Here is a 23893-nt window from a genome sequence, read left to right on the forward strand (position 1 = left end):
CATCAATTGTGGAACAAGCATCTTGCCTGTTCCCAGAAACCCCATCAATTGTGGAACAAGCATCTTGCCTGTTCCCAGAAACCCCATCAATTGTGGAACAAGCATCTTGCCTGTTCCCAACATTAATATCTGAGTTCAAATCCCACTCCGAATTCTGGAAAATCGGCAAATAATCAGTGAGTATAAGATTTCCGGTTGTCAGAGTGCCAGTCTTATCAAAAACCACCGTATCTAATTGATGCACCCGTTCTAAAACATCACCACCGCGAATTAAAAGTCCGCGCTCCGCCCCGATGCCAGAACCGACTAAAATTGCAGTTGGGGTAGCCAGTCCCAAAGCGCAAGGACAAGCAATCACTAAAACTGCGATCGCCAATTTCAAACTTAAGAGCAAAGGCGATTGATAATGGATAATTGGCAATTCATTTCCCATATTCATTGCCCCGTGTCCCATATCCATTGCCCCGTGTCCTAAAAGCACAGAAGGCCAAATATGAGTGCCGGCAAAATACCAAAATAGGAAAGTTAAAACCGATATCCCCATTACCCCATACACAAAATATCCCGCGACAGTATCAGCTAAATTTTGAATCGGCGCTTTGCGAGTTTGGGCTGCCTGCACCAAAGCCACCATTTGAGCTACAGTTGTTTCCTTACCGGTACGAGTTGCCCGCATCACAACTGCCCCGGATTTATTGATAGTTCCGGCGGCAACTGTATCTCCTGGTTGCTTCAAAACCGGCATCGATTCGCCAGTCAGCATCGACTCATCTATGGTTGTTTTGCCTTCGCAGACTTCACCGTCTACCGGAATTTTTTCCCCTGGCAAAACTTGCAGCCATTCTCCGACTCGGACGCGATCGGCGGGAATTTCAATGTATTGTGGATCGTAGACCTCTGATGTCGAATTTAAAGGCAATTCTTGCGATCGCAAATCTAAACTCGAAAGTTTAAAATCAACTAAGCGGGCTTTCGCCGGTTGCAATGCAATTAAAGCTTGCAAAGCAGAGGCAGCGCGCCGTCTGGCTTGCTGTTCGAGAGTTTTGCCCAACAAAATAAAGCCCAGCAGCATCACCGGTTCGTCAAAAAAGCACTCCCATCCCATTCGTGGAAACAGCAGCGCCGCGTTGCTAGCGGTGTAAGCTGTAACAGCGCCTAAAGCTACCAAAGTATTCATGTTGGGTGCATTTCGCCACAAACTGCGGCACCCATCAACGATAATCGGGCTGCCCGGTAGCAGCAAAGCTAGGGTGGCAAGTCCCCAGTGAAACCAAATATTGCTGAGAATTGGGGCTTTTGTGCCGAGTACGTGACCTAAACCGGATAGAATAATTAGGATAAGGGCGATCGTCAATTGCTTGATTTGCTGTCGAATTTCTTGTCGCCGTCGTTCAATTGTTGCCGCTTCTGCTTCCCGCTGATTTTCCCCTAAACGAGACTGAGAGGGAAATCCATTATCAGTCAACTTTTTCGCTAAAGCCTCTGCATCGACAGCCCCCGGTTGACACTCAACCGTCGCGACTTCTACCGCCAAGTTAACGCAAGCTGAAATCACGCCTGAATGCTGCATGAGTTGGCGTTCCACAGCTTTAGCGCAGCCGGCACATTTCATCCCGCCGACATCGAAAGTAACAAGTTCTGGCGGTGATTCGTTAACTGGTTGAATTTCTGGTTGAATTTCAGGAATTGTTTTGGGCAAAAATTGCATGGTTTTTTTGGTATTGATTAGAATATTTGGGTAGTTCTGAAAGGGTTTAATGCACTGTTTAGACAAATGTCTATATTTTTATCATAGATAAATTTTGTGGCATCTTCCCAAAGTGTTAGTTTTTTTTAATTCTTATTAGTTGCAGGCGGTTAAATCCGCAGCCCAGAAGGGGTTTCAGCCACTACTGGAATGCGAGTTTAATGCTAAGACACGCTTGGGACACGGCACTGCCGTTTCCTTATTTGATATAATGAGCCAATTGCCTAGTTAGTATCCAGCTTTTATTTGACGAATTTAGCTATGACAGAAACACCCAAATTTTATATTATCAAGCGTCCTGCGGGTAATTGCGAAATTTTGCCGTTGGCGGAGCCCTCGCAGAGGATCGCCCAACTCGAAGAACAAAACCCCAGTATTATTGAAAAGTGGGGCCCTTACGATTCGCCCGAAGATGCCATCGCCCGTCGCATCGGATTAATTCGCGCCGGCAAATGCCAGCCGCAATGACGAATTACTATTACTTTCCTCTGCATCGCGAAAGCTAACGTGATATCAAATCTGTTAGCAGTGGAATTATTGATATCTGTCTTGTCTTGATCTGCGTGAATCTGCGTGAATCCATTGTCATCTGCGGTTAATACATTCTCTTTTTTTGACCGCAGATGAGGGCAGATAAACACAGATTAACGCAGATTAATTAGATCAATTTCGGTTGCACGGTCCGTGGTTGACTGTTTGCAAAAAATAACGAAGCATTCGAGTTTAAAATGTTGGCTTTTAGCCGTAATTCTTCCCGCGAATGCTTTTTTTTTACTGAAACCCCAGACAGGTTTTCTACTTCGATTTAGAAGGCGCTGCACTCGGTTTTGCTTGGGCCGCACTCGGCTTAGGTGGCGCAACATTCGGTTTCGACTCCGCCTTATTGTTCCCGGTTTTGCCAGTAACTTGCTTTGTCAAAACTTCCATAGCTTTGGCGTACTGCGGATCGGCCGTCGTAGCGATTTTATCGCGATCGCGCCTCAATTCCTGTTTTTGAGCATCGGTGAGTTCTACCTTGAAATCTGGTTCAATCCCGGCGTGGTTGATATCAGTGCCGTTGGGAGTAAAATACTTGGCAATTGTCACCGCCAAACCGGAACCATTTCCCACCTCGCGTACTGACTGAACTAAACCTTTACCAAAGGTCTTTGTTCCCACCAAAACCGCGCGTTTGTTGTCTTGCAAAGCACCGGATAGAATCTCGCTAGCACTTGCTGAACCGCCGTCTACCAGTACAACTAACGGTTTGTCTGTGAGCTCTGCCTTATTTGCCGTTTGTTTATCGGCCTCACCGACTCGATCGACCGTCGAGACGATCGTACCTTCTTTGAGCCACATCCGAGCAATTTCAATACTTCCGTACAGCAACCCGCCGGGATTGGAACGCAAGTCTAAAATATAGCCTGTCACCTTTTTCTGTTCCAAATCCTTAATTGCCGTTCGCATTTCCGATGCAGCATTCGCACTGAACTGATTTAAGCGAATATAGCCGATTTCTCCGATCGGGCTTTTCTGCACCGACTGCCGCACAGGATGAATTTCTATTTTAGCGCGTTTGAGCTTAAATTCTAATTCCTTTTTGTCCCGCAAAATAGTCAGAGTCACCTCACTATTTACCGGGCCGCGAATCAAAGTTACCGCTTGATTCGTATCCATGCCTTCTGTGCTCTTGCCGTCAATCTTAGTAATGATATCTTTTGCCAGAATACCAGCACTAAAAGCAGGGGTATCTTCAATCGGCGAAATCACCACCAACTTTTTGGTTTCCTCATCTTGAGTCAACTGAATCCCAACTCCTGTCAGTTCCCCAGAAGTGTCAACCTGCATATTTCTGAACTCTTGAGGGTCCATAAACCGCGTATAAGGATCGTCCAGCTTTTTCAGCATTTCCCGAATTGCTTTGTAAGCTTCGTCGTCGCTGGTATAAGTCCGGTTCAAATATTCATTCCGCACCGCTTTCCAGTCAACCTGGTTAAAAGTGCCATCAACATAACTTTTGTCAATAATCTGCCAAACTTCATCAACCAACTCTTTAGGGCTTCCCCGAAAAGAAGCCAGAGATTTAGAACTGCAACCAGCGTTCGCAAGAGTTACAGCAGTGAGTACCACTGCTGCTGCACTTAGAACAAGCCCTCGTTTTGTTATAACCATTTGTCTGACGCGCGGGAGGAAAAGAGTTCAGAATAATTACGCTCAATCTAACACAGGCAAGGCCCTGTCGTAGTTGGCGTACATATATTATTCAACTTTGCCGAGTTCTGCGGTGTCAACTTAAGACTGAAACCCTCTATCTCTTTCGTTTGTATCAAAGTCTCGATCCCCCTAAATCCCCCTTAAGAAGGGGAGTAGGGGTTGACTTTGAGCGTTATTGTCCCCCCTTAACAAGGACTGTGAGCGCTCTTGTCCCCCCCTTACTAAGGGGGGTTAGGGGGGATCTCCGGGTTTAAAAACACGCATTAGGGACGATCGACAGCAATTAAGGATCGACCCAGCGATCGTCCGATTTAATCAAGTCAATCAATTCTGCCACGCCTCGGTCTTCCGGCACCTTCTTAATTTCATCCCGGCCCCGGTACAGCGAAATATAACCCGGTTGCTTCCCGACGTAGCCGTAATCAGCATCAGCCATTTCTCCCGGGCCATTGACAATACAGCCCATTACTGCTATATCCAAACCCGTGAGATGCTTGGTCGCCTCTCTCACTTGGTGTAACACTTCCTCTAAATTAAACAAAGTGCGACCGCAGGAAGGACAAGCGACATACTCAACCATCGTTTTCCGCAGTCCCAAGGCTTGCAGAATGCTGTAGCAAACGGGAATCTCCTTTTCTGGGGCCTCTGTCAGCGAGACGCGGATGGTGTCGCCGATACCGTCAGTCAGCAGCGGTGCCAGGCCTGCGGTGGATTTGATGCGGCCGTATTCGCCGTCTCCTGCTTCCGTGACGCCGAGATGCAGCGGGTAATCCATGCCGAGTTCGTCCATCCGGTGCACCATCAAGCGGTAAGCAGCCACCATCACCGGCGCGCGGGAGGCTTTCAGGGAAAGTACGATATTTCGGAAGTCGAGGGATTCGCAAATTTTGATGAATTCCAGGGCGGATTCTACCATGCCTTCGGGCGTGTCGCCGTAGGTAAACAGCATCCGTTCGGCGAGGGAACCGTGATTGACGCCGATTCGCAAAGCTTTGCCTTGGTCGCGCAGGGAAATTACCAGAGGTTCGAGGGTTTCGCGGATTTTTTCGCCAATTTCGGCAAATTCGGCTGGTGTGTATTCGCTTCTGTCGGCTTTCGGCTTCTCGAACACGTACAGTCCGGGATTGATTCTCACTTTGTCTACGTGTTTGGCGACTTCCAGGGCTATTTTCATGCCGTTGTGGTGGACATCGGCGACGAGGGGCACGGGTTGGTAGGTGGCGTGCAGTTTTTGCTTGATTTCGGCTAATGCTTTGGCGTGGGCCATGCTGGGCACGGTGACGCGGACGATTTCGCAGCCAATCTCGTGCAAGCGCCGAATTCCGGCGACTGAACCGTCGATGTCGAGGGTGTCTTCGTTAATCATCGATTGTACGACGATCGGGTTGCCGCCGCCGATGGTGACGCTACCGACTTTGACTGGTCGGGTTTTGCGGCGTTTGATGGTGGTGTCGAAGATTGGTTCGGTGGTGGGGGTTTTAGTGGGGTTCGGCAGAGTTTGCATAACTGGTTGCTAGGGTTCTGTAATTAGAGTTTATAAAATTGTGTCTGCTGTTTTTTAGGTTTGCACAGAAAGGGTCTGTTTGGGCAAAGAGGTTTTGCAATTTATGATTCTTAATGAGATTGCTGCGAATTTGTCGATCGAATTATGTCGGAAAAGCGCGATCGAACTAAAAGCCAACCATCACCGGGAAGGCGAACTGAAGTTGGGCCCGTGGAGTTAAACCCAACTTACAAAATATAGTTAAAATACAGGCTAGGCCGAGATAAAAATTAATATTGGTTGGCGGTGAGGGGAATGGTTTGGACACCGGGGCAGGGGTTAAATGGCGATCGGTATATCATTGAAGGCAAGTTAGGTGAGGGTGGTTTTGGGGCCACGTACCTAGCACAGAAGGCGCAAAACAGGCAGCGCGTTGTCATCAAAACGCTGAAAGACGACTTATTGAGCGATCCAAATTTTGGCTGGTATCGGGACAAATTCCGGGATGAGGCGCTACTGCTATCTTTGTGCAGGCATCCCAATATTGTGCAAATAGACAACTACTTCCCTCACGATAATTTGCCTTGTATTGCAATGGAATATGTGGCTGGAGAAGATTTGTGCAAATGGGTGGAAAAGCGCGGTATCCTGTCGGAAACCGAAGCTTTAAACTACATCCGCAAAGTGGCAGAAGCGCTAATAGTTGTTCACGAAAAAGGTTTGCTACATCGGGATATCAAGCCACAAAACATTATGGTACGCGACAATTTTGATGCAGTTTTGATTGACTTTGGTTTGGCACGGGGTTTTATTCCAGATCGCACTCAGCAAATGACTTTGGGGCTAACACACGGTTTTGCACCTCCCGAACAGTACGGGGAGATTGGCAGATTTGCTGAGTATACAGATGTTTATGCTCTGGCAGCAACGCTATACTATTTGCTAACCAAAATTCCACCAACCGCTGCATTCTTGAGGGCTTTAAATCATCCTTTAAAGCCGCCATTTCAGATTAATCCTAATATTAGCGATGCGGTGCATCGGGCAATTATGGAAGGGATGGAAATGAATGAGACAAAGCGCCCTCAGTCGGTGGAAAAATGGTTGGATATGCTTCCACAACCTACCCTTAGTAATTGGGGGCAAAGAGCGAGTGTTTTTCCAACGATTCCTTGCTTGCCGCCACCGCCACAACCTGTAAATTTGATTTCAGCAAAAGGAGTGGATTATCGTAAACTCGATCGGCTGTTGGCTAGCGGAAAATGGAAAGAGGCGGATGAGGAAACGTGGAATAAGATGCAGGAAGCAGCAGATAGCAGAAAAGAGAAGTGGAGGTTCAGGAGAGTAGATATCGATCGATTACCCTGTGAAGACTTACGAACTATTGACCAACTTTGGGTAAAATACAGTAACGGACGTTTCGGCTTTTCAGTGCAGAAACGCATCTATGAAAGTCTGGGGGGAATCAGGGAATATGATGAGGAAATATGGGAAGCTTTTGGCGATCGGGTAGGTTGGCGGGGGCGGGTAGGTTGGGTGAATAAGAGATGGTTGTACTACAACGAGCTAAAATTTTACACCCATGCACCAGGGGGGCACCTCCCAGCAAGGGCGAGGGTGTATAAGTGGGATGCGGAGGAGGGGTGGTTGTATAATTTACAGGGGAGATGGATAGAAGGGGGAGAGTTGAGTAAAAGAGAGTATGAAGTGTGGGGTTGTCTTCTCTTGCGTCGAGACTTGTAGAGTGTAACATCTAAAGATTACAGAGTTTCGTGAAGATTTATAACAGAGGCTTTAACCACGAAACCGCGCCTGTTCTACGTTTCCGATACCTGGCACATTCAATTTACCAAATTACTAAAGAGTAGAAACTAGCTATTTTTTGATCGGCTGTAATAATAGCAGCTTGACTTCTTTTGGCAACTGCTACAACCACTCTATCTGCTGGATCTCGGTGTTCCCATTCTAATTTGACACTTTCTAGCCAAATGTCCTCATCAATTGGAACGAGCCGAATAACATTAGACTTTTTTAAAGTAGCGATATAGTCATCAATACTTACTCCTAAATCTAACTTATGATTTTTGATCTTGATAGCTATTTCCCAGATTGCCGTTGATGGAACTAAACCATTTTTTTCTTGTTCCATCTGCTGACAAGCTTCTTTTGCCCGTTGAGAAAGTTTGTCTGGATCTCAACTCCACCAGATGAGAGCGCAGGTATCAAGGACAACTGTCATACTTCCTGCCATTCTTCAGTTGTTGGCGTAGTTAAATCTTCAAAATATTTTACTTTACCCCGCATATCCTTAAATAATTCTTCAGTTGAAAGAGACTTTTCATACTGAGAAATTATCACAACTGGTTTAGTCCCATCCATCACTAAAATTTCTTCGCCTTCCAGCTCGACAAGTCGCAAAAATTCTAGTATTTGAGCTGTTAATTGACTTTTGTCTATGGTCTTCATAGGACAATGATTGGTGTTGTGTTCAAACTCTATTATATCTTAAGACGGTTCACTTAGCTAAGCCTGCCATTGCGCTACGGGAAAGTAATCGCCGAGAGTTTGCTCAGTTCTCAATTAGCTGAGGTGCGCCATCGAATAATTACTTTTTTAACTGAACAATATAGTGTTACAATAAATCAACCTGAGTGTTAACATCGCAAATGTATGACAGCCAAAATACACATCAGCAAATTAGGTAATTCCTTGGCTTTGCCAATACCAGACTACATAGTAAAGTTTCTCAACCTTAAAGCCGAAGATTCAGTAATTTGCAGCATAGAAAATGGGAAACTGGTCATAGAGCCTGTAAATAATAAAATATCCAAATATACCCTAGATGAATTATTGGCAGGGGAAATAGAATCTAGCGAAGAAGTCTCTTGGGGAAAACCAGAAGGAGAGGAAGTTTGGTAAACTATATCCCCGAACGAGGTCATTTTATTCGCCTCAATTTTGATCCTCAAGCAGGACACGAACAAATGGGGACTAGACCTGCACTGGTGGTGAGTCAAACTAAATTTAACCGAAAAATGGGGTTTGTGTTCGTCTGTCCCATCAGCAACACACAACGCAAAAATCCGTTTTATGTTCCCATTCCAGAAGGTGAAGCGATAACAGGTGTAATTATGACGGATCAACTCCGTTCTTTAGATTATCGCGCAAGGCAGGCAAGTTTTCTTAGTGAATGTCGCTCAGATATAATTGAGGAAGTTTTGAGGCGAATTCAACCTATTTTGTTTGAGAATATGACTGTTGATCAATAGTTAATCAAATTATAAACTAGATTTGTAGTTGGCATTAAGCATCAAGAGTATCCAGAAATCTCTCTCGCGGATGATGCGATCGCCCTTCATCCCCAGCAAAACTAAAAAATGTACTGGCAAATCCCTTCACAAACCCAGGCTCAGCAATTAAATAATCTGAGGTTTTCCATTGGACGATCGCACAAACCCACCAACCACCACAGCTAACAACCGCCGACCTCTAATTATCGCAGGAATTCTCCTCGGTATCGGTCAATCCGGGTTTTTTGACGGCATTGTGCTGCACCAACTCCTCCAGTGGCACCATATGTTTAGCAGCGTTAAAACCGATACTACCGTTGCCGGTTTAGAATTAAATACCCTCGGAGATGGATTGTTTCACGCTGCGGATTGGTTAGTAACAGTGGCGGGAATATTCTGTTTGTGGGGTGCTGTGAAGCGCAAAGATGTTCCTTTGTCAACTCAAACTTTTTTGGGTTCAATATTAATCGGTGCTGGATTGTTTGACTTTGTTGAAGGCATTGTTGACCATCAAATTTTGGGAATCCACCACGTCAAACCCGGTATCAACGAGTTAGCTTGGGATTTAGGATTTCTCGCTGTAGGTCTTTTTTTAGCCCTGTTAGGTTGGATGCTGGTACAGAGTGAAGTTCCAGCAGATAGTAAAGTTTAAATGAATGCAAAGATTGGGAATTATACAAAATCCGCCTTAAAAATCCCTGACTCTCTGTTGAACTCATCAGTTCATCCCGCCGCCGAATCCAACCACCCAATCAAATCTTCTTGACTCCTAAAATCCAACAAAGCCTCTCCCAAATCATCTAACTGTTCCCCAGATAACCCCTGGATGCTAGTTTGAACTTCCTGTGTAACCTCACCCACCCGTCGCACCAGTAGACGCATAATTAATCCTATTTCCCCCTCAATTTTACCCCTTTCGATTCCTTGTTCGATTCCTTGTTCGATTCCTTGTTCGATTCCTTGTTCGATTCCTTGTTCGATTCCTTGTTCGATTCCTTGTTGTATTCCCTGTTCTAGTCCTTGTTGTATACCAATTTCTATCCCTTTCATTACCGATCCAAGCTGATCTTGGATAAACATTTCTCGCTTGTCCAAATCTGCCGCTTCTTTGACTGTCAAATTAGCTCGGTTGGCAATTTCCAGCGCGGTATTAATCTCTTCAACAGACTCCAATGTCTCTGGTACTGCTTCCAAAGAGGGCGCGTTTTTCATAAAGTAAATCCATTTTTCCGGCAGAGTTTCGAGTTCATTCAATTCTTTTTTGAATTTCGGCAACTCGACAAACACTAACTTTAACTCGCAGTTGGGATAGACGAATTTCTCTTCGATTTCTGTGAATTCAAACTTAGAAATTAGTTTTTCGGTGTTTTCAAATAAGATAAAGTCGGTGATGGTTAAAGCAATGACTGGATTTAATCTTAAGTAACCGTCTCCCGCTTTGAGTTGAGTTGAATAGGTTTTGGCTGCATTGTACACTACCCGTTTTTCAAAGGCGGCAACGTTGAGTACCTGCATTTCCACAATCACGGTTTTGTTGCCGGTAATCTTGGCTTTGACATCCAGGTAACTGTCTTTCAATCCTGTAACGCTTCCGGCTGAATAAGGGTCAATGATTTCTAATTCTTGGATTGTTGGTTCTCCGTTATACAGCATTGCATTTAGGAAGCTGATGAGAATTTCTGGATGTTCGGAAGAAGCGAATATTTTTTTGAATGCAAAGTCGGTTTTGGGGCTGATGAAACGCATATATTTTAGAGGATTTTTTTTTAACCGCAGAGGGCGCTGAGGACACAGAGGAGGAGAAAAGAGAGGAAGATGGATATTGGCTAATATTGGAAGGGTTGGGTTTTGTTGTCTCAACCCAACCTGTTATCTGAATGCTTTTATCAGCCTGTGGCTTCAGTAGTAGTTGCAGGTGACATAACTAGCTTTCCAGTTATATCCATTGTTGCTAGCTTCAGCACTTCATTAAAAGCTAAACCCCGAATTTTGAGTTCCCACCGAATGCCTTTTGCTTTCATTCGCTTGGCTTTCCGCATATCGACATCAGCAGCTTTTTGATTCAAGAGCAAATATTTCATTGCTGCTGTAGCTTCTACTTTGGTGGAAAATGCAATATAAGTGATAAATCCGCCGTCCCAGTGATTGGCGTTGCGGACACTGCTGATAGTCGCGACTCTCGGACTAAAGCGGTTCCAGTAAAAGTCGCTGTAGCCGATCGACTGTGTATTAACTTGGAGTTTGTTTGCCATTTGACTTAACTCCTATAACCTTGTGCGCGGGGTTAGCAGCAGGGCTTTAATTCTGCTATTTATATTATAGCATTGGGAAGTGGGAATTGGGAGCGAATGCTGGCTGTTGTTTTACTTCCCAGACTGCTTCTGTGAAGTCGGTAAAGTAAAATATCCCCAATACCTTTAGTTCTTTTTTGTCTCGAATACAACGGCCTCAAAAAGCTCTACAAGCTTTAAGTCTGAATAAACCGATAAATACAAATACTTTTCCAGTTGCTGCGGATTTCTAGGTAAAAATAAACCTAAGCCTGATAAGTTTTTATACTTATCTCTAATTGTTGAATCAAGTAATTCACCATGCTGTTGCACTCTCTGAATCAGAAAATTATTTAAAAATAACAGTAAATCGTTACAAGCTGACGGACTTGCACCTGATAATTGGGTAAGTTTTTGTAAAAAGTTTGCGAAATCAACAAAGGTTTCTCCAAAGCTACGATAAACTACTACAGTAGTGTTATTGGAAAAATTGACTTCAGGCCATAAAATTGAGGATATAAAAACTTTCACTGGCGCAATATCTGCTTGCAAAATAGAATCAATCACAACATTAACTTTTTCGGCAAAATAGCGGAAATAATGATTGTTAGTTAATGTCAAACTATGGTACATATCAGGCTGTTCATAATCCATGATTTTTTTAGCTAGCTGAGAACCATCAATATCTGGATCATCGCTCAAATGACTTAACAATTGCTCATAATAGTAATTTGGCACTCCAAGTTGGAGTTGAGATGAAAGCGTATACTTAGCAGTATTTTGGAAGGTATGGTGTACTTCAATATTTCCTTTATTACAATTTTGGAAAAATAATAATTCTAGATTTCCCTTTACAGATTGGTTAAATTTAAATATAACTTGATTTATTTTTTGAAGATTCATCCATCTAATTTCTGAAATTGAAGGGGAGGTGGGATGTTCGTCGGGACTGATTTCCATAAGCGTTCCACCATGACCTAAAAACACAATAGCCCAGCGTCTGGCTTGAAATTGAGATTGTGCCCAGGTCAGATACTCACTCAATACTTCTGCACTACTACTATCTGCTGTTTCTAAGTATTGCGTATCAACTTTATCTTGGCTAATGATGCTTCTAGAAACTTGTGCTGTTCCACTAAAATCTGATTGTACTACTACCAAAACTTTGTCATTTTTTACACCTTTACTTAGCATCTGAAGAATTGGTTGCCCGAATCTTGAGAGATTATTGTCATAGGGCATCCAGTATAGTAATACCCAGTCATAATGATTTTTGACCGTACTTCCAAGCATATATTGGTTTGCCGAGTAATATATGGTCTCTATTAAAGAACTAATACTTACCGTTATCAATTTGATTGCTTCTCTTCTTTTCACGTTCTCTGCTCCTGATTGAAGGTCGTCAGCTTTTTGTATACTGTATTTTTTGCGATCTAAAACCTCAATTCATATTCAGCAGTGACGCGATTGTCTCCTTGAAAATTACTCGAACTCCTGAGTAAAATTTTATCGCTCAATCGATAGCGCACAGTAAATTCAGTTGGTTGATTTGCTGACAAAACTCGAATAATTGAGGCTGAAATATTGCGCGTGATGTCAAACCCAACTTCTAAACCTAAACCGAGAGAACCCGCACCAGAACTGGAACTAGCAGTTTGTGCTTCGTTCCCTCTAATCCGAGTGGGAAATAAGCGAAATTCGCTCAATCCTGTGGCGTTGGTAATCGCAGATTGAAGGTTGTTCAATAAACCCGCACCGGCTAAATTTGCGATCGCCAGTGTACTGTCTCCCTGTCCTAAAGTCTGCACGAAACTGCCGCCCAACAACGCTACAATCTCTGTTTCCGATCGACTCGGAGAACTCCTTAACTCCAGACTTTCCGCCAACTGAGAAGCCCTTCCCTGCACTAACGCTTGAACTCGGACACTCCGCACATTGCCGAAACTTGTCGGTTCGTCTGCTATTTCAGAGGCTACAGAGGCGCCGGGAGTGCGGAACCGCGTTACCTCCTGCACCGAAGTTGCTAATCTCACATCCAGTGTCGGATCGAGTCCTTGTGTTGGTATAAAGGTAGCAGTCTGCGCGTATCCTCGATCGAGTCTAAACTGCGTCGTAAACAAATTCACCGACCCGGAAGTCAACCGAATCGTACCCTCCGGGCGAAGGTCATCTAAAGTTCCATTCACCGTCAAGCCTCCAGTCGCCTGAAAACTCAATATCGGCGCACTCGTTACCCGAATTCCCCGGCCCAAATTCAGCCGCAAATCGTTTAATCCAACTTCAAAGGAAGGGGAAGGGGAAGGGGAAGGGGAAGGGGAAGGGGAAGGGGAAGGGGAAGGGGAAGTCGCAGCAGAAGGGGAATCAGAAACCTCAGTCGCAGCAGAAGGGGAAGATGTCGAATCCGAATCAGAAGCAGAAGAGGAAGAAGCTAACTCAGTTCTGCCGCCGCCGGGACTTCGGAGAAATACTTCACCGTTGTACAGTTCAATATTACCGCTCAACTGCGGACGCCTAGCCGTGCCCCTTGCCTGCACTTGACCGACTACGCCGCCGCTGTACAATCCTCTGAGGTTCACTGCCAACTTGTCGAGATTCACAGCCAGGGGATTATCCGCATCGACATCGCCCTCCGCAAAAGGCACAGACAGCGGAATCACGCCAGCGGCGACAACTTCTCCCTGACTCAACTGTCCCCGAATTCCTTCTACCCGAATACGATCGCCCTCAAAGCGCACCGTCCCAGTCAGCCCAGTCAGCGGTTCTGGGAAGGCTTGCGCGCGGACGGTTGCATTTTCAAAATTCGCAATTCCTTGCGCTACAGGGTCTTGCAGCGTTCCTCCGACGCGAATTTGCACCTGTCCCTGGCCGCTGACCCAGGCAACTTGCGGAGTCAATACATTAATAATTGCCAAACCTTCATTTTGCAAATTCGCCCTCAAATCAATTTGATTGCTGTCAGCTTTCACGGCTGCAAACGGCAACTCAAAAGGCAAACTTCCGGCGACTTCAATCGGTTCAGTTTGAGTTACCAAAGCGCTGCCGCCAAAATTCAGGCGGGCGTTGCTGTAGCTGAAACTGCCGTCGGCTTGTTTAATCGGTTCTCCGTTTAGCGTACCTTCAAGCAAACTCAATTCCCCGGTGGCTTGCGGGTTTTCCAAACTGCCGGCCAAATTCGCGCGCAAATTCAAATTTCCTGTGACATCGACCAAAGGCAATTCCACCAGTTTTGCCAACTCTTCCACGGGCACATTTTCTACGCGCAACTGCCCGGATTGAGCTTTTTGCCCGAGTTGTCCCGAAAAGCCGATCGCACTTTTGCCAGATCGAATTTCCAAAGGCAAAACAGTTAAAATCCCGTCCTGAAAACTGCCTTCAATGCTGAACTTTTCAGCGACATATTGTCCCCACTGCCAGTTATCACCTTTCACATTAAATTGAGCTTGCACACCCGTTTGCAAAGAACCGGCGACAGCAATTTCCGCACCAAAAGTGCCTTGCAATTGGGATAAGGGAGGCAATTTTTCTGATGATTTCACGGCCTGCTGTTGCTGCAAAAGTATTTCAATTTCTGCCAAACGGCGCAACTGTTCGATTAGCGGGGCTTCTGGTTCTCCCACTGCCACAGTTTGCACGTCGCCACTGTCACCGTAAACGGGAGGTTTTAGGCCTCTGGCCAAGTCGCCTAAATTGAAATATTGCAAAGCGGTTAAAACCTGTTGCAAATTGCCTTGCTGGACGTTAACTTTCCCGGCAAATTGCGGGTTGGCGCCTGTTTGAACATTACCGGAAATTAAGTATTGACCGCTGCCTTGGCGGAATATGCCATTTGTGAGAGTGGCGCTGCCGTTAGCGTAGCTAAATTCGGCTTGGAAACTGTCACCTTTAATGTAGCCGATCGCCGGTTGGGCGATCGCAATTTGTCCGCTTGCTTGCAAAGTCGCCGGATTTAACGGCATCTTCCAACCGGGCACATTTACTTGTCCCGAAACCGTACCGGTTATCGGCCCCAAACCGGCCTCTTTACCGGGTGATAGATTCAAAGCAGCCAGGGGAAAATCGCTTAAATTAACTCGCAAAGTTTCTCCCTCAGTTTGGCCCCTAGCGACAGATTCCCCGCGTTGAATTAAGAAAGATGTCGGCAGAAAAGATTGATTTAAAGCTACTTCAATTTTGTCGCTGGCGCCGGCCAAACGCAAATCTACACTTTTCCCAGCATCCGCATTCACAGTCCCCGCCAGTACCGGGTCAAAAGCGATTTGATTTACTGCTAAACCCCGCACTTCCACGTCGCCAACTAAGCTGAGGGCGGCGGGGGTTCCGCTGAGGCTGCCGCTAAAATCGACATTGCCGCGCAGGGGAAGATTATTCTCGGAAGCATTTTTGACACCCATGGGTGTCAAAAATCCGAGTTGTTCTGCTGGTAAGGCTTCCAGGTTAAAGTTGGCGAGTTTGACATCCAAATCTAAGTTGGAAATTGAGGGCCCTCCTTGACCTGCGAGTTCAACGTTAACAAAGCCGTTTGCTGTCAAACCGGGAGTTGTGGCGTTCTCAATTTCCACCCGTTGGCCGTCCCAATTAAATACTGCCTCAAAAGGTTGTTTCAAAAACGGCAATTCCGAGATGCGGAAACTGCCGCCGGCGCGAACATTTTGTAGGGGCGGTGCCCCCGTGCCCGCCCCAATCGGGCCGGATAAATTGATATTGCCGTTAAACAGTCCTGCAAGCTGGGGGAGATTTTGGGCACCAGAGGCTACACCTTGGGCTTGCAAGCTTTGGCGCTGGGCTTCAAAGGCTTGCTGGAAGCGACTTAGAGCAATTTGCTCGCCCTCGATAGACGCGCGCCAATTCCCCGATGCGGCGCTGCCAACCGCATTGACAATTCCTCCGCCGTTGGCGAGTCGAATTTGTCCGTCGCCGTTGGCGGTGATGCCGTTGGCGGTTAGATTATCTACTGTTCCCAAAATGCGGACTTTTCCGTCGAGAGTTCCGTCAATTTCTGGCGGTAAATCCGCTGTCAGCAAACCTGTTTGTTTGAGGGTTTGTTCTAAATTACTGACGGCAATTCCGTTGGTTTCCAGCAATGCTTGCAAGTTGCCGTTTTCTAATCTGGCTGTAGTATCGATCGCCCCGAGTCTATCGACCAAAATCCGCCCTTCTCCGCTAGCACTAATTCCCTTCGCTGTCAAGTTATCCAAACTGCCCGCTGCTTGGAATTGGCCGTTAACTCTGCCGTCAAATCCTTTAGGCAAAGTCGCCGTCAGCGGAAACAGTTGGAGATTGCGAACAGTTTGTTCTAAGCGGCTGAGAATAACTCGATCGGCATCGGCGAAAGCTTGCCAGCGTCTGTCTTCTAATTTACCTCTAAAAGCAACAGCACCGTCGGCTATATTGAGTTTGCCGCTGCTGTTGACAGAAATATCGGCGGCGGTTGAATTATCAAGATTGCCGCGGGCTTGAATTTGATTGGATATTTGTCCGTCAAGCGATTTGAAATTTTGGATTTTGGATTTTAGATTGTTGATATTGGCGACTGTTTGGGGATTGTCAGCAGTGAAAGCCAAGCCAACATCTAACAGCGGCAATCCTAAATTTACCAGACGGCTGATGGAAGTGCGATCGGTTTCTGCCGTTCCCTGCCAATTTCCCTCTGCCAATTCTCCTTTAAAATTAACATTGCTGCCGGCAAGATTGAGTCTGCCGCTGCCGCTGGCATTGATGCTGCTAGCCGTCAAATTGTCAAGACTTCCCGATGCTGTAAATTGACTCGATAACACTCCGTCAATCGATTTTAGATTTTGGATTTTGGATTTTAGATTGTTGAGATTGGCCGCTTGCTGATTTTCGGGATTGAATGCTGAAGCCACATCTAAAATCGGCAGTGTCAAATCTACCAAGCGGCTGATGTCAGTGCGATCGGTTTCTGCTGTTGCTTGCCAGTTTCCCGCTACCAATTCTCCTTTGAAATTGACATTGCTGTCGGCAATATTGAGCCGACCGTTGGCGCTAGCATTGATTGCGCCAGCAGTCAAATTGTCAACATTTCCCGCAGCTTGAAATTCACCTGCTAGCTGTCCGCCGAGCGATTTTAGATTTTCGATTTTGGATTTTAGATTGTCTATATCTGCGGTCGTTTCCCGTGTTAATAACGGCAACCCAATATCAATCAATTGATTGACTGCAACTTTTTCAGTATTGCCAAAAACTTGCCACCTGCCCGATTCTAGTTCGCCATCAACATTAACAATACTGTCAGCAATATTCAGCCTTCCTTTGCCCATCGCAGCGATCGCATTTAAACTTAAATCGTCCAGACTTCCTGCTGCTTCGACGGTTCCGCTGAACAAACCCGCTAGTTCAGGAGGCAAATTAAGCTCAGGTACGACTTGCTGCAAACTGTTGAGATCCACGCGATCGCCCTCGATCAAAGCTTGCCATTGACGGTCTTTTAGCGCAGCATCCACGTTAACAGAAGCGTCGCCAATTTTCACAACCGTATTTTGCAAATCTGCCGAATTCCTTGCGGCTCGAATTTCGCCCGCAGCGGGGAAAGTCCCTTGCGGTGCTTGCCATTGAACTCTCGCTTGAATGTTGTCTAACGGGCCGAAAATTTGAGCTTTGGCGGAGACACTGCCAATTGTAACAGTAGCAGGAATGGGGAGAGCGTAAATTTGGGCGAGATTATCTGCGGGCAAGTTTTCGGCTTGCAAGTCAAACACCAAACCAGATGGCGAATTCTTACTTTTTAAAGCAATATCAACTTCACCTTTGCCGCCAATTTTACCCCCCGCTGCAGGCACTACCAAAATATCGCTCAAAGTCAAAGCTAAAGAGGAAAACGGGGGAAGAGAAGATTGAGAATTAGGAGTTGGGCTTTGAGCCATTCTCCCGCGTTCCAATTTGAAATTAGTGCTAATATTGTTTAATTGCAGTCGATCGACCGTAGCGGGTTTTGTCGAGGCGATCGTACCTGTCAGCACAGGCATTGCAACTGTTCCAGTCAGCTTGGCATCCGCCTTCACTTCCCCCGCCACAGCCACGGGTAATACTACTTTTTGCCCTAACTCTGTTTCCACCGTACTGACAACACTTGCCAAAGCGACTGGTTGCACGTTAGTTATCAGATTGAAGCTAGCTTGTTGGAGATTAAAATTAGTTCCCGTGGCAACTGTTCCTGCTATTCTCAGCGGAATTAAACCGTAATTAGCGGCCAGACTATCCACAATCAAATTAGTTCCCTGAAACCGCAACTGACCGCTGCTATTTTGTATGATTTGTTTCAGCGGACGAATACTCGCTTGCACTCCTCCAAAACTAGCCGCTCCGGTAATTTCCGATACTTTATTGTCTCGCAATTGCACGGTCAAATTTCCATTAGCCAGACCTTTTTGTAAAGAAATACCGGAAAGTCTTAGCAAGCGAGCGAGGTCGGGCAAAGGCAAGTTTTGACCTTGCAACTGCACGTTAGTTTGAGCAGCAGGTAACAGAGAATCCGCTTTTATAATAAAATTATCGCTGTTAGTAAACTGACCGTTTACTTCGTAGAGAACGCGCTGATTTTGGTCGCGAAATAGAGCACTGCCATTTTTCAAATTTACAGAAATCGGAGCCGAACTTTTCTGTCCGACTGGGGGACTCGGCACCAAAAGCGCCCTGGCATTTTCAGCTCGAATTGCTTCAACTTCTGTTTTAAATAAACCCGGAGATTTTGGCTCTGCAGTGGGAAGATTAACCCATCGGCCTTGAGCATCCTGTTCGATATAAGCGTTGGGTTTAACTAAAGTAATATCTAATTTGAGAGTGCGGGTGAACAGCAGTTGCAAAACCGAAAACTTTACTTTAACTGCTTCTGTAGAAGCATAATCGGGATCGGTAGCAGTTGCAGGTAAAGTCGATCGACCAAACCGCAAACTTGTCAGAGAAAATCCCTCCAAACGTCCGAGTTGTACAGGCCGCTTCAGCAACTGACTAACTTCAGTTTCCACCAAAGGAGCTAACTTTTCCCGCACCCACTGGTATCCTACCGCCGCCCCAACCAAGGCGATAAGGCCCAATCCCGTACCGCTAAGCAGCAGCAGACGCCACCAGCGGCGGTGGGGGCGGGGTGCGAGTTGATTTTTGTTATCGTCCGAGTTAGTCATGGGTGTTTCTCAGAAATCAGAGAATTCAGGAATTAAGGGAATCAGCCGATTTTAGACAGGTATAATTTCTGTGATTCGCCTGGGTGGCTTCTGCCTTTGGTAGACTCACAAGTGAGGTCGGAAGTGCCGATCGGGCGTTAGCGAAGCTTGCAGCAGAGGATCGAATTTCAAGATTCACGTCCCACTCCGGGGCAGAGTCCAATAACCTTTACTAAACTTAATCAAAACACGCAACACCACCTAATACCAAGTCCTCCAACTCCCCTAAATCCTCTCGATCCCGCTAGTGCAGGCTCGGTGGTCAATCTAAAATCTAAAATCTAAAATCTAAACACGTCCCCCTCCAGGGTAGACTCCAGAAACCTTTAGCGAACTTAATCAAAACACGCAACACCACCTAAAACCGACAGTCAATCTAAAATCTAAAATCTAAAATCTAAAATCGCACGATCGCTCCTAAGATAAAAAAACGGTGGTTAAGAAGGTCTTTAAAACTTATGCGAGTGTTCGTCTTACTCTTCAATGCCCGCACCGAGAATGAGGGAATTCATACCATTCAACTCGGCGATCGCAATAAAGTTCTGATGTTTGAGTCAGAAGACGACGCCACCCGCTTTGGCGTGATGTTGGAAGCTCAGGATTTTCCCGAACCCGCTGTCGAGGCGATCGACGATGAGGAAATTAAGGAGTTCTGCAACAGTGTTGATTATGATTGGGAACTTGTGCCCGCGGGCGCGCTGGCGATCCCGCCAGAAGACAATGTAACACAGACTCAGTGGCAGCCGGAGTCCAAACCAGATCCCGATCCGGATTCTGAGGTTTCCCAAAACGAACTGGATTCTATTCGCCGCCGACTCGAAGGACTTTTGTAATAGTCATTAGTCATTAGTCATTAGTCAGCAGTTATTGGTAATGGGTAATGGGTAATGGGTAATTGCCTCTCTCTCGGAAGTAGATTTACCCGATCGCCAGAACCGGAAATTTCGAGCCTTTGAGTCACGACTTCACCAAGCTCACCAGCGGGCAGGCAATGCGTACCCTATTTTGTACACCTAATGACTAATGACCAATGACCAATGACCAATGACCAATGACCAATGACTAATGACTCATCAAAAAACATGAAAAATTTAGAAGAACGGGGCCATCTGCTGACTGAACAGGTGAATACCAACAGCGAGAATTTAGACCAACTCAGTTCGATCGAATTAGTGGACTTGTTCAACCGGGAAGACGCCCAAACCTTAAGCGCGATCGCCCGCGCCCGCGAAGATTTAGCCCATGCGATCGACATTGCAGCCGAGTCTCTGCGTCAAGGAGGCCGCCTGTTTTACGTCGGTGCGGGTACTTCCGGGCGTTTGGGGGTGCTGGATGCCGCCGAGTGTCCTCCCACCTTCTGCACGCCGCCAGAACTCGTACAGGGCATAATTGCCGGGGGTGCGGGGGCTTTGGTGCGGAGTTCGGAGGATTTGGAGGATCGGGCTGAGGATGGGGGTGAGGCGATCGCCCACCGTCACATTACCAACTTAGATGTAGTTGTCGGGATTACGGCTGGGGGTACGACGCCTTTTGTGGCGGGCGCTTTGCAGGCGGCACGCCAGCGGGGGGCGAAGACTGTGTTTATGGCCTGCGTACCTGTGGAACAAGTGAATTTTGAGGCTGATGTTGATATTCGGTTGTTGGTTGGCCCGGAGATAGTGGCGGGTTCGACGCGCTTGAAAGCGGGCACGGTGACAAAAATGGCTTTGAATATTATTTCGACTGGGGTAATGGTGAAGCTGGGGAAGGTTTACGGCAATCGGATGGTTGATGTGGCGGTGACTAATAAGAAATTGCGCGATCGGGCTGTGCGGATGTTGCAGGATTTGACTGATTTGAACCGGGATGAGGCGGGTTTTTTGCTCGAAAAAAGCGGCAAGTCGGTTAAATTAGCTTTGATGATGCACTGGACTGGTTTGGAGAAGGAAGAGTGCGATCGAATTTTGGGAGAGTTTAAAGGGAATTTGCGATCGGCTGTAGCATCAATTAGTCATTAGTCTGCACCGTCAGCAGTCATTAGTCATCAGTCATTAATTATTAGTGAGTGGTGATTTGTTAGCACAATGCCTTTCGGCGATGATGCCCCATGCCCCATGCCCCATTCCCCATGCCCCATTCCCCCTTCAGTTGTCAACTGTCATTTGCGATATCGATTCCAAAAATTGTGAAATCTCTTTAGTGGATCTGATGTGATAAACACTTTTGGTATTTTGAGTGCGATCGACATATTCGCGATATCTGGGAGTCAAATACTTGTGACACAACCAAAGAGCGCGGTAACTATTAATTGAACTCTTCAATATCGGACTGTTTTCAGGCCAGCCTTCTGGCGGTATCAAGCTACCTGAAATCAGCCGTTTAGTCACCCACCAGAAATGCACGTATAGGGGTAGATCGACATAAACCAGACTATCCGCCTCATTGAGTCGCGGCCAGAGAGTTTCCATGCAACCGAACCCGTCAATAATCCATCGGTCAGTAGCCAAAATGTGATCGTGGGTACGCTTATATTCTTCATAGGGAACCTCAGCGCCCCCAGATTGATATTGAATCTTATCCAAGATGTAAAGTGGCAAACCAGTAATTTCCGATAATCTCTTACTTAGAGTTGATTTACCGCCTCCAGTATTGCCAAACACGGCTACTTTTTTCATAGTTCCCCTTTTAGTAATTTAGTTATTAGTCATTAGTCATTAGTCATTAGTTATCAGTAGCAGACTAAAAGCTGAAGCTCGATCTACTTTGTAGCTTTCAAAAAAGTCAAGTTCGGTGATTTGTGGCGTGGATCACTGACGTTGTTGAACAAGGCGATTAGGGTCAGTGTATATATTTGTTGTTTGGCGCTCGCTCCTTAGTTAAAAAAGCCGTTTCTGAAGCCAACGCACCTAGTACGAGACGGATACTCTACCCACGTTGAAATTTCAAACCGAGTCCTATGCAACCAAAGCGTAACCTTAACCTATACTCATCCTTGGCGCATCTCCCCTGGCTGAAGAAAAGCTACACTGCCAAAATTATGCTGGTTGCATTTTTAGGCACGCACGTTCCTTTGCTAACCTTAATGGTCTGGTTTCTTACCTCAAACGCTTACTCTGTAGAGACATCAGTCCGGGTTCTGGTGATTGCTCTGCTGGCGACATTAGCGGGTACGGGAGCAACGCTTTATACGCTACGCCACCTCCTGGTTCCGATAATCTTAACCTCGGAGGCTCTACAAAACTACTTCGATACAAGAACATTGCCGAACTTACCCACAGAGTTTACTGATGAAGTCGGTACGCTGATGGCAAATTCCTCACAAACGCTTTACAAACTAGATGAATTAATTCATTACATTACCCACTACGATGAACTGACTGGATTGCCAAATCGTGACTTATTCTGCGATCGCGTGAATCAAACCCGATCTCAAAATCACTCATCCTTGGTCGCAGTGCTGGTATTGGGTATCGATGATTTCACAGGGATACGCCATGCGTTGGAGCCTGGGATATGCGACTTACTAATTAGGGCCGTTTCCCAACGGGTGGTACAGTGCATGGATGGGTCAGATGTCTTGGCGCGTTTGGGCGACGGTGAGTTTGCGATCGCTCGCAGCGAACTCCCCTCGCTGGAGAGTGTGGTCAAGCTATCCCAACTGCTGCTGAGTACGCTGACCAAACCTTTCTCTATCAAGGGCCACCCGATCCACATCACCGCCAGTCTTGGCATTACATTGAACCATCTAGAAAATACGAATTCTGTAGAGAAACTTCTTCAGCAAGCCGACTTCGCACTTCATCAGGCAAAGCAGCAAGGGCGGAGTCACTATCAGTTTTATTCACCCGAAATGAACGTTCAGTTACAGGAGCGACTGGCCCTAGAAAATAGCCTGCGCGGAGCGCTGGAGCGTAACGAACTACTGGTTTACTATCAACCGCTGATTGACCTGCACGGCGGACGGGTGACAGCAACGGAGGCGCTGGTTCGCTGGCAGCATTCTACAGAGGGTTTGGTCTCTCCGGCAAAATTTATTCCGATCGCCGAAGCCAATGGCGAGATCGTGCCCATTGGTGAATGGATCTTGCGAACGGCTTGCGCTCAAAACCGTCGCTGGCAACTGGCTGGGCTGCCAGCCCTGCGGATTTCGGTGAATCTTTCGGCTCGACAATTTGAGCAAACGAATCTGGTTGAGATGGTTCGCCAAATTTTGGCCGAGACCGAACTCGAAGCTGCGTATTTAGAACTGGAAGTGACTGAAAGTGCCTTGATGACTGATATTGAGCGATCGGTCAAAACCTTAACGCAACTGCGAGAACTTGGCGTGTCCCTCGCCCTAGACGACTTTGGCACAGGTTATTCTTCCCTCAACTACCTGCAACGGTTTCCGGTTAATATGCTCAAGATCGATCGATCGTTTGTCCAAGATGTACTGTCTAACCCGGACAGCGCCACCATTACTGATGCGATCATTGCTCTGGCAAAAAGTCTGCGGTTAACGATCACCGCAGAAGGCATTGAAACCAAGGAGCAGCGTGACTACCTGCAAGCGCGAGGCTGCGATGAAGGTCAAGGGTTTTACTTCAGTCGCCCTGCTAACGCTGACACGATCGCCAAACTGCTAAACGAGTCGTTTGAGTCTGATGCAGCATCTATCCCTCTTGCCACCCACATTTTAAGCTGAACCACTAAAGCGCTCTTGTTTTTAGATTCCCGACTTCTCCAAAAAGTCGGGAATCTCGATATGCTGTTTT

At 46.4% G+C, this 23893-nt stretch carries 17 protein-coding genes and 1 pseudogene; 8 read left to right on the plus strand and 10 right to left on the minus strand.

Annotated features, from left to right (window positions below; translation table 11 throughout):
- Positions 1-1708 (minus strand): cation-translocating P-type ATPase (locus QUB08_RS07665; RefSeq protein WP_333224185.1); only part of this gene is annotated, 1708 nt, incomplete at its 3' end.
- Between the two features lie 300 nt (positions 1709-2008).
- Here QUB08_RS07665 and QUB08_RS07670 point away from each other — a divergent pair.
- On the plus strand, positions 2009-2215 hold the full coding sequence (locus QUB08_RS07670; RefSeq protein ID WP_332982785.1) for a DDE transposase family protein: 207 nt from the start codon (positions 2009-2011) through the stop codon (positions 2213-2215).
- 327 nt (positions 2216-2542) lie between these two features.
- On the opposite strand, the gene ctpC is transcribed toward QUB08_RS07670, so the two are convergent.
- Positions 2543-3898: a carboxyl-terminal processing protease CtpC gene (gene ctpC / locus QUB08_RS07675; protein ID WP_333224186.1), complete on the minus strand. Its 1356-nt coding sequence runs from the start codon at positions 3896-3898 to the stop codon at positions 2543-2545.
- A 325-nt stretch (positions 3899-4223) separates the two neighbouring features.
- A complete protein-coding gene (ispG, locus tag QUB08_RS07680) occupies positions 4224-5444 on the minus strand; it encodes a (E)-4-hydroxy-3-methylbut-2-enyl-diphosphate synthase (protein WP_333224187.1) in 1221 nt (406 codons plus the stop codon).
- Between the two features lie 294 nt (positions 5445-5738).
- On the opposite strand from ispG, the gene QUB08_RS07685 reads away from it, so the two are divergent.
- Positions 5739-7166, plus strand: a complete 1428-nt coding sequence (locus QUB08_RS07685) for a serine/threonine-protein kinase (RefSeq protein ID WP_333224188.1) — start codon at positions 5739-5741, stop codon at positions 7164-7166.
- Between the two features lie 103 nt (positions 7167-7269).
- Here QUB08_RS07685 and QUB08_RS07690 read toward each other — a convergent pair.
- Positions 7270-7584 (minus strand): annotated as a pseudogene (locus QUB08_RS07690) (type II toxin-antitoxin system VapC family toxin); the annotation flags it as partial.
- Positions 7585-7658: 74 nt separating this feature from the next.
- Positions 7659-7889, minus strand: a complete 231-nt coding sequence (locus QUB08_RS07695; protein WP_333224189.1) for a prevent-host-death protein — start codon at positions 7887-7889, stop codon at positions 7659-7661.
- Positions 7890-8093: 204 nt separating this feature from the next.
- Between QUB08_RS07695 and QUB08_RS07700 the strand changes: the two genes are divergently transcribed.
- The 3 genes from QUB08_RS07700 (at position 8094) to QUB08_RS07710 (ending at position 9365) form a co-directional block, all read left to right on the plus strand.
- Positions 8094-8342, plus strand: a complete 249-nt coding sequence (locus QUB08_RS07700) for an AbrB/MazE/SpoVT family DNA-binding domain-containing protein (protein WP_015174616.1) — start codon at positions 8094-8096, stop codon at positions 8340-8342.
- Entirely contained in the window at positions 8336-8692 is a 357-nt protein-coding gene (locus QUB08_RS07705) for a type II toxin-antitoxin system PemK/MazF family toxin (RefSeq protein ID WP_333224190.1), read from the plus strand. Before QUB08_RS07700 ends, QUB08_RS07705 begins: the two co-directional genes overlap by 7 nt.
- Before the next feature lie 169 nt (positions 8693-8861).
- Complete coding sequence (locus tag QUB08_RS07710) at positions 8862-9365, plus strand: DUF2243 domain-containing protein (RefSeq protein WP_333224191.1); 504 nt, start codon at positions 8862-8864, stop codon at positions 9363-9365.
- Positions 9366-9436: 71 nt separating this feature from the next.
- Here the strand turns inward: QUB08_RS07710 and QUB08_RS07715 are convergent, their stop codons facing one another.
- From QUB08_RS07715 to QUB08_RS07730, 4 genes are all read right to left on the minus strand, one after another.
- The gene (locus QUB08_RS07715; protein WP_333224192.1) at positions 9437-10459 is read right to left on the minus strand and encodes an Rpn family recombination-promoting nuclease/putative transposase; all 1023 of its coding nucleotides are present in this window, start codon (positions 10457-10459) and stop codon (positions 9437-9439) included.
- Between the two features lie 140 nt (positions 10460-10599).
- Positions 10600-10965 carry a hypothetical protein gene (locus tag QUB08_RS07720; protein ID WP_333224193.1) on the minus strand — a complete coding sequence of 122 codons (366 nt, stop codon included), beginning with the start codon at positions 10963-10965 and terminating at the stop codon, positions 10600-10602.
- Positions 10966-11130: 165 nt separating this feature from the next.
- The gene (locus QUB08_RS07725; RefSeq protein WP_333224194.1) at positions 11131-12360 is read right to left on the minus strand and encodes a clostripain-related cysteine peptidase; all 1230 of its coding nucleotides are present in this window, start codon (positions 12358-12360) and stop codon (positions 11131-11133) included.
- A gap of 56 nt (positions 12361-12416) precedes the next feature.
- Positions 12417-19121, minus strand: coding sequence for a translocation/assembly module TamB domain-containing protein (locus QUB08_RS07730; protein WP_333224195.1), 6705 nt, complete (start codon positions 19119-19121; stop codon positions 12417-12419).
- Positions 19122-19618: 497 nt separating this feature from the next.
- Between QUB08_RS07730 and QUB08_RS07735 the strand changes: the two genes are divergently transcribed.
- Positions 19619-19993 (plus strand): DUF3110 domain-containing protein, encoded by a 375-nt coding sequence (locus QUB08_RS07735; RefSeq protein WP_333153925.1) that lies wholly within the window; start codon positions 19619-19621, stop codon positions 19991-19993.
- A gap of 249 nt (positions 19994-20242) precedes the next feature.
- On the plus strand, positions 20243-21157 hold the full coding sequence (gene murQ / locus QUB08_RS07740; RefSeq protein ID WP_333224196.1) for an N-acetylmuramic acid 6-phosphate etherase: 915 nt from the start codon (positions 20243-20245) through the stop codon (positions 21155-21157).
- Between the two features lie 126 nt (positions 21158-21283).
- Here the strand turns inward: murQ and QUB08_RS07745 are convergent, their stop codons facing one another.
- Positions 21284-21814: an adenylate kinase gene (locus QUB08_RS07745; protein WP_333224197.1), complete on the minus strand. Its 531-nt coding sequence runs from the start codon at positions 21812-21814 to the stop codon at positions 21284-21286.
- Positions 21815-22176: 362 nt separating this feature from the next.
- On the opposite strand from QUB08_RS07745, the gene QUB08_RS07750 reads away from it, so the two are divergent.
- A complete protein-coding gene (locus QUB08_RS07750; RefSeq protein WP_333224198.1) occupies positions 22177-23823 on the plus strand; it encodes an EAL domain-containing protein in 1647 nt (548 codons plus the stop codon).
- Positions 23824-23893 lie beyond the last annotated feature (70 nt).

It is taken from the genome of Microcoleus sp. BR0-C5 (genome assembly GCF_036705045.1).
In the GTDB taxonomy this organism is placed as follows: Bacteria; Cyanobacteriota; Cyanobacteriia; order Cyanobacteriales; family Microcoleaceae; genus Microcoleus.

Excerpts from the sequence above, each read along its gene's own strand:
- QUB08_RS07720 (WP_333224193.1), bottom strand. The coding sequence starts at position 10,965 with ATGGCAAACAAACTCCAAGTTAATACACAGTCGATCGGCTACAGCGAC.
- QUB08_RS07735 (WP_333153925.1), top strand. The coding sequence starts at position 19,619 with ATGCGAGTGTTCGTCTTACTCTTCAATGCCCGCACCGAGAATGAGGGA.
- QUB08_RS07730 (WP_333224195.1), bottom strand. The coding sequence starts at position 19,121 with ATGACTAACTCGGACGATAACAAAAATCAACTCGCACCCCGCCCCCAC.
- murQ (WP_333224196.1), top strand. The coding sequence starts at position 20,243 with ATGAAAAATTTAGAAGAACGGGGCCATCTGCTGACTGAACAGGTGAAT.
- QUB08_RS07745 (WP_333224197.1), bottom strand. The coding sequence starts at position 21,814 with ATGAAAAAAGTAGCCGTGTTTGGCAATACTGGAGGCGGTAAATCAACT.
- QUB08_RS07670 (WP_332982785.1), top strand. The coding sequence starts at position 2,009 with ATGACAGAAACACCCAAATTTTATATTATCAAGCGTCCTGCGGGTAAT.
- QUB08_RS07750 (WP_333224198.1), top strand. The coding sequence starts at position 22,177 with ATGCTGGTTGCATTTTTAGGCACGCACGTTCCTTTGCTAACCTTAATG.
- QUB08_RS07695 (WP_333224189.1), bottom strand. The coding sequence starts at position 7,889 with ATGAAGACCATAGACAAAAGTCAATTAACAGCTCAAATACTAGAATTT.
- ctpC (WP_333224186.1), bottom strand. The coding sequence starts at position 3,898 with ATGGTTATAACAAAACGAGGGCTTGTTCTAAGTGCAGCAGCAGTGGTA.
- QUB08_RS07685 (WP_333224188.1), top strand. The coding sequence starts at position 5,739 with ATGGTTTGGACACCGGGGCAGGGGTTAAATGGCGATCGGTATATCATT.
- QUB08_RS07700 (WP_015174616.1), top strand. The coding sequence starts at position 8,094 with ATGACAGCCAAAATACACATCAGCAAATTAGGTAATTCCTTGGCTTTG.
- QUB08_RS07715 (WP_333224192.1), bottom strand. The coding sequence starts at position 10,459 with ATGCGTTTCATCAGCCCCAAAACCGACTTTGCATTCAAAAAAATATTC.
- ispG (WP_333224187.1), bottom strand. The coding sequence starts at position 5,444 with ATGCAAACTCTGCCGAACCCCACTAAAACCCCCACCACCGAACCAATC.